The organism is Pseudomonas sp. SORGH_AS_0199, assembly GCF_031453735.1.
Classification (GTDB): domain Bacteria; phylum Pseudomonadota; class Gammaproteobacteria; order Pseudomonadales; family Pseudomonadaceae; genus Chryseomonas; species Chryseomonas aestiva.
In genome coordinates, this window is the sequence record NZ_JAVJAE010000001.1 from 2,133,535 (window position 1) to 2,145,394 (window position 11,860).

Annotated in this window: 8 protein-coding genes and 1 pseudogene; 7 read left to right on the forward strand and 2 right to left on the reverse strand. The window is 65.0% G+C overall.

Annotated features, from left to right (window positions below):
* Nucleotides 1-93 precede the first annotated feature (93 nt).
* The 6 genes from QE444_RS09975 to QE444_RS10000 all read left to right on the forward strand — a co-directional run bounded on the left by QE444_RS09975 (nt 94) and on the right by QE444_RS10000 (nt 7,720).
* Nucleotides 94-543, forward strand: a complete 450-nt coding sequence (locus QE444_RS09975) for a FecR family protein (RefSeq protein WP_280306837.1) — start codon at nt 94-96, stop codon at nt 541-543.
* Between the two features lie 5 nt (nt 544-548).
* Nucleotides 549-1,172, forward strand: a complete 624-nt coding sequence (locus tag QE444_RS09980) for an OmpA family protein (protein ID WP_309738219.1) — start codon at nt 549-551, stop codon at nt 1,170-1,172.
* A gap of 10 nt (nt 1,173-1,182) precedes the next feature.
* Entirely contained in the window at nt 1,183-3,180 is a 1,998-nt protein-coding gene (locus tag QE444_RS09985; protein ID WP_309738221.1) for a CHASE2 domain-containing protein, read from the forward strand.
* A gap of 395 nt (nt 3,181-3,575) precedes the next feature.
* The gene (locus QE444_RS09990) at nt 3,576-5,978 is read left to right on the forward strand and encodes a TonB-dependent siderophore receptor (protein ID WP_309738223.1); all 2,403 of its coding nucleotides are present in this window, start codon (nt 3,576-3,578) and stop codon (nt 5,976-5,978) included.
* Between the two features lie 84 nt (nt 5,979-6,062).
* On the forward strand, nt 6,063-6,563 hold the full coding sequence (locus QE444_RS09995) for a GNAT family N-acetyltransferase (protein ID WP_309738225.1): 501 nt from the start codon (nt 6,063-6,065) through the stop codon (nt 6,561-6,563).
* Nucleotides 6,564-6,664: 101 nt separating this feature from the next.
* A complete protein-coding gene (locus tag QE444_RS10000; RefSeq protein WP_309738227.1) occupies nt 6,665-7,720 on the forward strand; it encodes a hypothetical protein in 1,056 nt (351 codons plus the stop codon).
* Nucleotide 7,721: 1 nt separating this feature from the next.
* Here the strand turns inward: QE444_RS10000 and QE444_RS10005 are convergent, their stop codons facing one another.
* Both QE444_RS10005 and QE444_RS10010 read right to left on the reverse strand, forming a co-directional pair.
* A complete protein-coding gene (locus QE444_RS10005) occupies nt 7,722-8,351 on the reverse strand; it encodes a LysE family translocator (RefSeq protein WP_133859683.1) in 630 nt (209 codons plus the stop codon).
* Between the two features lie 48 nt (nt 8,352-8,399).
* On the reverse strand, nt 8,400-9,218 hold the full coding sequence (locus tag QE444_RS10010) for a pyruvate, water dikinase regulatory protein (protein ID WP_133859682.1): 819 nt from the start codon (nt 9,216-9,218) through the stop codon (nt 8,400-8,402).
* Nucleotides 9,219-9,344: 126 nt separating this feature from the next.
* Here QE444_RS10010 and ppsA point away from each other — a divergent pair.
* A pseudogene (gene ppsA, locus QE444_RS10015) lies at nt 9,345-11,715 on the forward strand (phosphoenolpyruvate synthase).
* Nucleotides 11,716-11,860 lie beyond the last annotated feature (145 nt).

The window sequence follows — 11,860 nt, forward strand, 5'->3', positions numbered from 1 at the left end:
GCAGCAGGCCGCTTCAAGGTTCCATCCGAGGTCCTGCCGGCAATCCGTCGCCCCCACGGCGGCCACGCCCTTCCATCCAGGGACCAGGAAAGCATGAAGACAACACTGTTCGCATTGGCGCTGCTCGGGCTGCAATTGCTGGGGTCTGCGCCGGTCACGGCCGCGGAAGAGGCACATGTGGCGCTGATCAAGAGCGTCTCGGGCAGCGTCAAGGTAGTGCGCCAGAATGCCACCCTGGACGCTCAGGCCGGTACCACCCTGGAGGTGGCCGATCGCCTGCAGGCCGGTCCGGATGCCACCGCCGCCATCGTCTTTCTCGACGGCACCCTGCTCACCCTGGGCAGCGACGCCGATGTGCAATTGCGTGACTATCTCTTCGAGCCCAAGCGCAGTCGCTATGGCTTCTCGCTGTACCTGACCAAGGGCTCCGCCATCTACTCGTCCGGCAAGATCGGCAAGGTCGCCCCCGACACGGTCAAGATCGAAACGCCGACCGCTACCATCGGCGTGCGCGGCACCCGTTTCCTGGTCCAGGCCCAATGAACGCGATGGTCGCTGTCGCGTCCCCTGGGCGTCTGCTGCTGAGCGTGCTGTTGTCCGCGCTGCTGCTGGGCGGCTGTGCCAGTCCGCCGCCGCCGCAGACGCGGGTCATCCTCATGCCCGATGAAGACGGCCATGTCGGCGCCGTTTCGGTAACCAGCTCGGCCGGTCGCCAGGCCATCGACCAGGGCTTCGGCGAGGTCACGGTGGGCGCACCGGGGCAGGCGCCGACCGCTGTGCAGGCGGTGGCCCAACCCCTTTTCGAGCAGCAGCATCGACAGGTGCTGGCGGCTCAGCCGTCGCCGCCGAAGACCTACATCCTCAACTTCCTCTCCGACAGCATGGAGCTCACGCCGCAGTCCAAGGCGCTCCTCCCTGAGGTGCTGGAAACGGCACGGCAGCGCATCCCCACGGAGATTTCGGTTTTCGGCCATGCGGATGGCTCGGGAGCGCCTTCCTACAACCTCGACCTCTCGGGGCAGCGTGCCCGCAAGGTGGCCGGTCTGCTGCAGCGGCTCGATCCCAAGTTGCGTATCAATGTCGAGTTTTTCGGCGATACCGTGCCCCTGGTGCCGACCCGTCCCGGCAAATCCGAGCCGCGCAACCGGCGTGTCGAAGTCCTGATTCTCTAGGTTCGCGGGCATGAACTCCGTTGCGACCCTGCTGCGCCGGCGCGCGCCCTGGATGTTCCTGGTCAGCCTGGGGCTGTCGCTGGCCTTCGGCCTCGCTGCCCTGGCGCAGTTGCCGCCGCTGCAGTACCTCGATCGCCTGGCCTACGACCAGCTCAGTCGCCTTGCGGCCAGCACCGAGGATGCCACGGATGTCCAGGTGGTCAGCATCGACGAGGCGAGTCTGGCGGCGCTCGGGCAGTGGCCCTGGCCCCGCTACCGGGTCGCTCAGCTGCTCTCCCGCATCGCCGAGGCCGAGCCGGCGGCGATCGCCGTGGATGTCCTGTTCAGCGAGCCGGACCGGACCTCGCTCAAGGCCTTGCAGCAGAGTTTCCGCGACGACTTCGGTGTGGACCTGAACTTTTCCGGAGTGCCTGCGGAATTGCAGGACAATGACGGTTATCTCGGCTACGTCATGGGGCAGACGGGGGCCGTCGGCGCCCGTTTCTTCTTTCTCGATCTGCAGCAACCCGTCTCCGGCGGACTGCGGCCAGGGGTCGGCTTCACCGGCGACCTCGACGCCCTTCAGCTGCCCGCAGCCAGCGGCGCGCTGGACAACGTGGCCCCCATCGCCAGCCAGACGCGCTTCAGCGGCTTCATCAACAGCCAGCGTGACAGCGATGGCATCCTGCGGCGCGTCCCCCTGCTGCTCAGCCACCAGGGCATCCTCCATCCGAGTCTGGCGCTGGCCGCCACCCTGCGCGCCCTGGGGCTGAACGAGGCGGTGGTGGATAGCGGCCTTGCCGGGCCGATGCTGCGACTCGGCGATCACCGGCTGCCACTCGATCGCGAAGGCCAGGCGCTGCTGCGGCTGCACAGCGGGGCCGAGCACTATCCGGAGGTCTCGGCAGTGGCGGTGCTCAGCGGCGCGGTGGCGCCGGCCACCCTCAAGGGCAAGGTCGTCTTCGTCGGCGTCTCGGCCGCAGGCTTCAACGACCTGCACACGACGGCGCTGGGCCAGATCTTTTCCGGTGTCAGGCTGCAGGCCGCCCTGACCCAGGACCTGCTGGACGATGCCCTGGTACGGATTCCCCAGTTCGCCGGCGTGCTGCAACTGGTGCTATGCCTGACCGGCGGCCTGCTGCTCGCCGTTGGCTTTCTCTTCAATCGCAGTCAGCGTCGCTTCGCCCTGCTGGCGGCCGCCTTGATCGTCCTGCCGCAAGTGCTGGGCGCCTGGCTGTTCGTTCGCCATGACGTCTTCCTGCCGCTGGCCGCGCCTCTGCTGCTGGTGGCGATGCTCTCGGCGCTGGCGCTGATCACCCGGATCATCCTGGCGCGTCAGCACGAAGAGCGCTGGCGCCGGCAGCTGGAACGCTCGCGGCAGGTCACCATCGAGTCCATGGCGGCGGTCGCCGAAACCCGCGATCCCGAAACCGGTGCCCATATCAAGCGCACCCAGTACTACGTTCGCGCCATCGCCGAGCAGTTGCGGCTGTCCGGCCACGCGCCGGAGCAACTCACGCCCGATTACATCAAGCTGCTGTTCCTGTCCGCGCCCCTGCACGATATCGGCAAGGTCGGCGTGCCGGATGCCATCCTGCTCAAGCCCGGCCGGCTGACCCCGGAGGAGATGCAGGTGATGCAGCGGCATGCCGAATTCGGTCGGCAGATCATCCTCAGCACGGCCAGCCATCTGGAGGATGACAACTTTCTCGCCCTGGCCGCCGAGATCGCCAGCACCCACCACGAGAAGTGGGATGGCAGCGGCTATCCCAACGGATTGTCCGGTACCGGCATCCCGCTGGCGGGGCGGATCATGGCGGTGGCCGATATCTACGACGCCCTGATCAGCCGGCGCTGCTACAAGGAGCCGTTCAGCCATGCGGATTCGCTGCAGATGATGCGCGAGATGCGCGGCAGCACCTTCGATCCCCTGGTGCTCGACGCCTTCCTGGCCATCGAGCCGCAGATCTGCGCCATCGCCCAGCGCTTTCACGATGAGGGAGTGGGTGGCTCCAGGCGGCTGGTTTGAACCGGCCCACCGCCGTCTGTAGTTTCCCCAGCCCTCTATTTCCAATTCCGCCTTCACCACAGCGATAGGCCACCGCTCGCGCAACAGCTTTGCCCACTGCCGCGCAAGGTAGGCAGGTCAGTCCCTGTTTCCTTGAAACATTTCCTCGAAAATAGTCAGGACAGGGCGATGGAAGGCTGACACCGGCAGAGGCGCGTCCTTGAGCGTTTCCGGAGCGGAATCGGCTGATTTGCGTTCGCTTATGATATTAATTTGCATTTACAGATGCATCCAGGTTGCATAGCCTGCGTTCCGCCGCGCAAGACGGCAATGGATACCGGTCCCTGGAAAGCCTCCAGCGAGTCCTTACGTGGGGTACGGACGGGTCGGTGTTTCCCTAGAGGACGACCAACGACATGCAGCTCTTCTCCCTTCGTCTCATCGCGCTTTCCGTCTCCCTGGGCGTGGCGACCCTCGCCCAGGCCGCTCCCGTGGCGCTGTCGCAACCGGCGCAGCCGCTGGCCGATGCCTTGCAGAGCTTCGCGCGCGCGAGCGGTTTCCAGGTGAATTACGATCCTGCTGCCCTGGTGGGCAAGCGAGCACCGGCACTGGCGGGGCGGATGGAGCCGGATGTCGCCCTGCAGCGCCTGCTGGCGGGCAGTGGCCTTGCGGCCTCGGTCAGCGGCTCGGTCGCGACCGTCGCCCCGGTGGCCACCCAGGCGGCGACCGGCAGCGTGGCGCTAGAGGCCACCACCATCAGCGCGGACGATGGCTCCCTGACCGGCCGGACGACCACCGAAGGAACACGCTCCTACACCACCGGCGCCATGAGCACCTCCACCGGCCTGCCCCTGTCGATCCGGGAGACGCCCCAGTCGGTGAGTGTCATCACCCGGCAGCGCATGGAAGACCAGGGCATGACCGATCTCAATGATGTGGTCAGATACGCCCCTGGAGTGACGCTGAACAAGTTCGGCGGCGACCGTCAGGAATTCCTCTCCCGTGGCTTCCGCATCGACAACATCATGTACGACGGCCTGCCCACCACGGCCGGGACCTTTACCCTCGACACCCTGTCCTCGGCCGATCTGTCCATCTACGACCGCGTCGAGGTGGTTCGCGGCGCCACCGGCCTGATGACCGGCGCCGGCGATCCTTCGGCCACCCTGAATCTGGTGCGCAAGCGCCCGACCGCCTTCCCCCAGGTCAGCGTCACCACCAGCGCCGGCAGCTGGGACCGCTACCGTACCGAGGTCGACGCCTCCAACAAGCTCAACGAAGCCGGCACCCTGCGCGGTCGCGCCGTGGCCGCCTACGAGGACGGCCACAGTTTCCAGGACGTGCGCGAGCGCAAGCGCCAGACCTTCTATGGCGTCCTCGAAGCGGATCTCAGCGACGCCACCACCTGGACCATCGGCGCGTCCAAGCAGCGCGAGGACAAGACCTCCGATTGGGGCAGCCTGCCCAGCGGTCCCAATGGGGAAAACCTGCACCTGTCGCGCTCTACCTTCCTTAGCGGCGACTGGGCTTACTGGGATCAGGACAACTACACCCTGTTCTCCGACATCACCCACACCTTCGACAACGGCTGGAAGGCCAAGCTGGCGGCGCAGCAGGTCTGGGCGAATTCGGATACCTATTCCAACTACGTCACCACCCTGCCGAGCAACAACTACGCCTACAACACGGTGGCCGATCTCGGTACCGCTTCCGGCGCCTACCGTACCGATTCCGACCAGCTCAACATCGACGCCTCGGTCAGCGGTCCCTTCCAGTTGCTGGGCCGCGAGCACGAATTGATGGCCGGGGTGAGTCGCCGTCAGGAGAAGTTCTATCAGCGTGGCGGCTACTCGGGTGCTACACCGATCGATATCTACAACTTCCGCCCCAGCAGCATTCCCAAGCCGGCCAAGGACAGCCTGACGCCCTATGCCAGCAAGAACACCACGACCGAAGAAGCGATCTACGCGGCGGCGCGTTTCAACCCCATAGACCCGCTGCACGTCATCGTCGGCGGCCGGGTCAGCTGGTATGACTTCGACAACCTCTACAGCGATGACGACTACAAGGCCACGCGTGAATTTACGCCCTATGCCGGCATCATCTACGACCTGAACGACACCTATTCGGTCTACGCCAGCTACACCGATATCTTCAAACCGCAGAGCCAGCAGAACACCGGTAACTCCGTGCTCGCGCCCATGACGGGCAAGAGCTACGAGATTGGCCTGAAGGGCGCCTATTTCGACGGTGCCCTGAATGCCTCCGTAGCGCTCTTCGAGACCATTCAGGAGGGCCGCGCCTATGAGCTGTCCCCCCAGCCGATCGAGTGCACCCGGCAGAGCCGTACCTGCTACGACACTGCCGGCGAAGTGCGCAGCCGTGGCATCGATGCGGAGATCTCCGGGCAACTGGCGCCCAACTGGCAGGCATCGGCGGCCTATACCCTGGTGCTGAGCGAGTACACCAAGGATCTGGTCTACGAAGACCGCCGCTTCGCTCCGGAGCAGCCCAAGCATCTGTTCAAGGCTGCCACCAGCTATCAACTGACCGGGGATCTGAGCAAATGGCGCATCGGCGCCGATGTGCTGGCGCAGAGCGAGACCTTCAAGCGGGTGGGTAATGGCGAGGCCAAGCAGGACGGCTATTCCGTGGTCGGCCTGATGGCGGGCTACCGCTTCAACGACCACTGGGATGGCCGGGTCAACTTCAACAACATCTTCGACGAGAAGTATTGGCAGGGCATTCCCAGCGGCACGGGTTTCGGCACCTACGGCGATCCTCGCAACGTCATGCTTAGCCTGAAGTGGACGCTGTAACCGGCGCGTGACTCGTACGCTTCGCCCTTGTCCGATCCCCCGGACCTGGGCGAAGCTGCGGACTTCCGCGAAGGAGTGCCACCCATGTCCAGCTCGCTCGTCCATCTGGAACGCTATGCCGATCGTCACGCCGAGGGCCTGGCCGCCCTTTATGGCGATCCGGTAGTGGCGCGACAGGTGCTGCAATTGCCTTATCAGACCGCCGAGCAATGGCGGCAGCGGCAGAGCGCCGAGCGCGAAGGCCGGGTGACGCTGGTCGCCCTGCAGCAGGGGCGGGTGGTGGGCAGCGCCAGTCTCGAACAGCAGCCGCGCATTCGCCGCCAGCATTGTGGTGCCATCGGTATGGGCGTGGCCCGGGATTGCCAGGGGCAGGGCATAGGCACCCAGCTGCTGACGGCGCTGCTCGACCTCGCTGACAACTGGATGAATCTGCAACGGGTGGAGCTGACGGTTTTCAGCGACAACGAGCCGGCCCTGGCGCTCTATCGCAAGCTCGGTTTCGAAGAAGAAGGTCTGCTGCGGCGCTATGCCCTGCGCGATGGGGTGTTCACCGACGTCTACAGCATGGCGCGCTTCAAGCCCTGATCGGGTGTATGAAAGAAACTTGAGTTCATCACAAGAAACCTGAGTTTGTTTCATGCGTCGCGCGAGAAGACAATCTCCAGCCTGTCAGGTGGAGGTGTGCAATGGTCAAGGTTCATTCCCAGGGTTCCGCGCGCAGCGAGCAACAGGGTGACGCGTCCCTGGCGTCTCTCGACAATTGCGACCGCGCCGCCCTGATCGCCCAGGGACGCGAGCAGCGTCGGCAGGCGTGGCGTGCCCAGCAGGCTGCGGGTTGTGAGTGGCTCACGGTAGGCGACTTTGGCTGGGGCGATCGGGTGCTGGCGCACTCCTGTCTGGTAGGCGCTGCCGCCCATGTCGAGCCGGCGGACGATCACGGGTTCGCCGGCACCTGTCAGGTTCCCGTATTCACCTCGGACCAGTCCTTTGCCATCGGCTGGGAACAGCTTTTCGATGAGGTCGCCGAGGCCCAGGCGCTCGGTCTGGCCGTCAAGCCGATAATCCTCGGGCCGCTGAGCTATCTGTGGCTTGGTCGCGCACTCGATCCCGCCTTCGACCGCCTCGAGCTGCTGGAGTCGCTGCTGCCGGTCTACGGCGAGATCTTCGCGCGGTTGGCCGCCCAGGGCGTGGAATGGATCCAGCTCGACGAGCCGCTGCTGGCGCTGGAGCTGCCGCTGGCCTGGCGTACCGCCTTCGAAAGGGCCTACAACCTGCTGCAGCGCGAGCCGCTGAAGAAGCTGCTGGGCGTGCGTCACGGTGAGCTGATCGACAACCTGGGCCTGGCTACCGCTCTGCCGGTGGAGGGGCTGCATGTCGACTGGCCGCGTTCGGTCCAGGCCCAGCAGGGTCTGCTCGATCGGCTGCCGGCCTACAAGACGCTGTCGCTGGGCCTGGTCGAAGACACCGAGGCCGGGCAGATCGGCCAGCAGCGGCGGATGCAATTCGCCTACCAGATCGGCGAACGCCTGAAGGAGCGCCTCTGGCTGTCGCCCGTGGTCTTTACCGGGGGTGCGGACACGGCCCAGGCCGCTGCTCTGACAGCCGAATTCAACGCTCTGGTGCGGACCGCTCGCCAGGCAGCCGTGGACAAGCCGGTAGCGCCCAGGCAGCAGCCCTGGTCGGCGATCGAAGCGGCCCTGGCCAGGCTGGGCGCCGCCCAGTCCGGGCTGGTGTCGTCCTGAATCAGCGGTGGGCGGTCAGCAACAGACCGCCTGCGCCGGCAAAGAAGGCCCCGGTAGCCTGGTTGAGGCGGCGGACCCCGCGGGGTCCGCGGATGAAGCGGCGGATCTGCCGGCCGAACAGACCATAGATGAAAGCCGCGACCATTTCCGCGAACAGATGGGTGCCACCCAGGTAGACGAATTGCTGGGTCGTCGGCTGGCTGGGGTCGATGAACTGCGGAAAGACCGCGGCGAACAGCAGGATCGCCTTGGGATTGCTGATGCCGATGAGGAATTCCTGCAGCATCAGCCGGTGCAGCGCCCGCGGTTGGGCCGCCCCGGTCTCGGTCAGGTCCAGGCCGTCGAAGGCCCGGCTGCGCCAGCTCTTCACGCCGAGGTAGAGCAGGTAGAGCGCGCCGATCCACTTGATGACGGTGAAGGCCGTCTCCGAAGCCAGCAGCATGGCGCCCAGGCCCACCGCCGAGATCACCAGGAAGATCACGAAGGCCACATCGCGACCTAGGGCTGCCAAGCCCGCGGTCACCGCGCCATGGCGGATGCCATTGCCGAGCGAGCAGAAGTTGTTGGGGCCGGGGGTCAGGGCGATGAGCAGGGCGACCGGAAAGAACAGCAGGGCATCGACGAGGTTCATGGCGGTCGCCTGGCGCGCCACGCAGGCGCTGAAGAGGAGGGTGGTCGGCTATTTAAACCGTCTTTCCACGCCTTTCTCCACCAGAATCTTCGCCGAAATCTCCTCCACGGAAAAATGCGTGGTGTTGATGAAGGAGATGTTCTCGCGACGGAACAGACTCTCCACCTCGCGCAGTTCGAATTCGCACTGGGCGAAGCTCGCATAGCGACTGTTGGGCCGGCGCTCGTGGCGGATCGCCGCCAGGCGCTCGGCGTCGATGGTCAGCCCGAACAGCTTGTCCTTGTAGGTCTTGAGCGAGGCGGGCAACTGCAGGCGCTCCATGTCCTCTTCGGTCAGCGGATAGTTCGCCGCGCGGATGCCATATTGCAGCGCCATGTAGAGGCAGGTCGGTGTCTTGCCGCAGCGCGAGACCCCCACCAGGATCAGATCGGCCTGCGCATAGTGGGTCGTGCGGGCGCCGTCGTCGTTTTCGAGTGCGAAATTGACGGCCTCGATCCGCTCCATGTAGTGACTATTGTGCATGATCGAATGTGACTTCCCTACCGAATACGAAGATTCGGCGGAAAGTTCCCGTTCGAGCGGGGATAAAAACGTGGAGAAGATGTCGATCATGAACCCGTTCGACTGGTCCAGAATGGCCCGGATGTCACGGTTGACGATGGTATCGAAGATGATGGGTCGCGCACCGTCCTGGACGGCGGCGGCATTGATCTGCTGTACCATCGCCCTGGCCTTGTCCAGCGTATCCACGTAGGGGCGCGTGATCTTTCTGAAGGTGATGTCCCCGAACTGGGCCAGGAGGCTCTGACCGAGGGTTTCGGCCGTGATGCCGGTACCGTCGGAAATGAAAAAGGCGGTTCGTTGCATGGAGGGACGTCCTGGTGGCGTACGGGGCAGGGATCGCTGCACTGTAACCTACCGCCGTCCACTGTCCATGGGGCGGGCGCCGAGGCGTACTGCTTTCCCACAAAGACACAAGATGGAGAGAAGACCTTGGACGAGTATGTAATTTCACTGGAGCAGCTTGGCGTACACGACGTCGAGCGCGTGGGCGGCAAGAACGCATCTCTCGGCGAGATGATCGCCAACCTGGCCAACGCGGGCGTCTCCGTGCCGGGCGGGTTCGCCACCACGGCCCAGGCCTATCGCGATTTCCTTGAGCAGAGCGGGCTGAACGAGCGTATCCACGCCGCCCTCGATGCCCTGGATGTCGACGACGTCGTCGCCCTGGCCAAGACTGGCGCCCAGATCCGCCAGTGGGTCATGGATGCACCCTTCCCCGAGCGCCTGGACGCCGAGATTCGCCGGGCCTTCGCCGAGATCTCGGCAGGCAACCCCAATCTCGCCGTGGCCGTGCGCTCTTCGGCGACCGCCGAAGACCTGCCGGATGCCTCCTTTGCCGGCCAGCAGGAAACCTTCCTCAACATCCGCGGCGTCGACAACGTCATTCGCGCGGCCAAGGAAGTCTTCGCCTCCCTCTTCAATGACCGCGCCATCGCCTACCGCGTCCACCAGGGCTTCGATCACAAGCTGGTCGCCCTGTCCGCCGGCGTGCAGCGCATGGTGCGTTCGGAAACCGGCGCCGCCGGCGTGCTCTTCACCCTGGATACCGAATCCGGCTTCCGCGATGCGGTCTTCGTCACCGCCGCCTATGGCCTGGGCGAGACCGTGGTGCAAGGCGCGGTGAACCCGGACGAATTCTATGTCCACAAGCCCACCCTGGAAGCCGGTCGCCCGGCCATCCTCAGACGCAACCTGGGCAGCAAGGCGATCAAGATGGTCTATGGCGAAGAAGCCAAGGCCGGCCGCTCGGTCCGTACCGTCGATGTCGAGCCCGCGGATCGCGCGCGTTTCTCGATCACCGACGCCGAGGTCACCGAACTGTCCAAGCAGGCGCTGATCATCGAGCGCCACTATGGACGGCCGATGGACATCGAGTGGGCCAAGGACGGCGACGACGGCAAGCTCTACATCGTCCAGGCCCGTCCTGAAACCGTGAAGAGCCGGGCCAGCGCCACCGTCATGGAGCGCTACCTGCTCAAGGACAAGGGCCAGGTGCTGGTGGAAGGCCGTGCCATCGGCCAGCGCATCGGCGCCGGCAAGGTCAAGATCATCCGCGACGTCAGCGAGATGGATCGCGTCCAGCCCGGCGATGTCCTGGTTTCGGACATGACCGACCCCGACTGGGAGCCGGTGATGAAGCGCGCCAGCGCCATCGTCACCAACCGGGGCGGTCGTACCTGCCACGCCGCCATCATCGCCCGCGAGCTGGGTATCCCGGCGGTGGTCGGCTGCGGCAATGCCACCAGCCTGCTCAAGGAAGGCCAGACCGTCACCGTCTCCTGCGCCGAGGGCGATACCGGCCTGATCTACGAAGGCGAGCTGGACTTCGACATCCGCAAGAGCTCGGTGGATGCTATGCCCGAGTTGCCGTTCAAGATCATGATGAACGTCGGCAACCCCGACCGTGCCTTCGATTTCGCCCAGCTGCCCAACGCCGGCGTGGGTCTGGCGCGCCTCGAATTCATCATCAATCGAATGATCGGCGTGCATCCCAAGGCGCTGCTGAACTACGACAGCCTGCCCTTCGAGGTGAAGGAAAGCGTCGACAAGCGTATCGCCGGCTATTCGGATCCGGTCGGCTTCTATGTCGAGAAGCTGGTGGAAGGGGTCGCCACCCTGGCTGCCGCCTTCTGGCCGAAAAAGGTCATCGTGCGCCTGTCGGACTTCAAGTCCAACGAGTACGCCAACCTGATCGGCGGCAAGCTCTACGAACCCGAGGAAGAGAACCCCATGCTGGGCTTCCGCGGTGCCTCCCGCTACATCAGCGAGAACTTCCGCGACTGCTTCGAGCTGGAATGTCGCGCCATGAAGAAGGTGCGCGAAGAGATGGGCCTGACCAACGTCGAGCTCATGGTGCCCTTCGTGCGCACCCTGGACGAGGCGGCACGGGTGGTCGAGTTGCTCGGCGAGAACGGCCTCAAGCGCGGCGAGAACGACCTGCGCGTGATCATGATGTGCGAGCTGCCCTCCAACGCCCTGCTGGCGGACGAGTTCCTCGAGCACTTCGACGGCTTCTCCATCGGCTCCAACGACCTGACCCAGCTCACCCTGGGCCTGGATCGCGACCTCCGGCATCATCGCCCACCTGTTCGACGAGCGTAATCCGGCGGTCAAGAAGCTGCTGGCCAATGCCATCGCCGCCTGCAACCGGGCTGGTAAGTACATCGGCATCTGCGGTCAGGGGCCCTCGGATCACCCGGACCTGGCCAAGTGGCTGATGGAGCAGGGCATCGAGAGCGTCTCGCTCAACCCTGATTCCGTGCTCGACACCTGGTTCTTCCTGGCTGAAGGCAACGCCTGATCCCAGGACTCACCCCGCCTGGCAGGCGGGGTGAGCCTTTCCAGGATTAATTCCCTCATTCCCCACGAAGGTGGCGCCTGCGCCCTGTCCAGGGCCGCCTTTGCCGGAGCGCTTGACCGGAAGCGGTCGCAATCCCTGCAAGAGA

Excerpts from the sequence above, each read along its gene's own strand:
- QE444_RS09975 (WP_280306837.1), top strand. The coding sequence starts at position 94 with ATGAAGACAACACTGTTCGCATTGGCGCTGCTCGGGCTGCAATTGCTG.
- QE444_RS09980 (WP_309738219.1), top strand. The coding sequence starts at position 549 with ATGGTCGCTGTCGCGTCCCCTGGGCGTCTGCTGCTGAGCGTGCTGTTG.
- QE444_RS09985 (WP_309738221.1), top strand. The coding sequence starts at position 1,183 with ATGAACTCCGTTGCGACCCTGCTGCGCCGGCGCGCGCCCTGGATGTTC.
- QE444_RS09990 (WP_309738223.1), top strand. The coding sequence starts at position 3,576 with ATGCAGCTCTTCTCCCTTCGTCTCATCGCGCTTTCCGTCTCCCTGGGC.
- QE444_RS09995 (WP_309738225.1), top strand. The coding sequence starts at position 6,063 with ATGTCCAGCTCGCTCGTCCATCTGGAACGCTATGCCGATCGTCACGCC.
- QE444_RS10000 (WP_309738227.1), top strand. The coding sequence starts at position 6,665 with ATGGTCAAGGTTCATTCCCAGGGTTCCGCGCGCAGCGAGCAACAGGGT.
- QE444_RS10005 (WP_133859683.1), bottom strand. The coding sequence starts at position 8,351 with ATGAACCTCGTCGATGCCCTGCTGTTCTTTCCGGTCGCCCTGCTCATC.
- QE444_RS10010 (WP_133859682.1), bottom strand. The coding sequence starts at position 9,218 with ATGCAACGAACCGCCTTTTTCATTTCCGACGGTACCGGCATCACGGCC.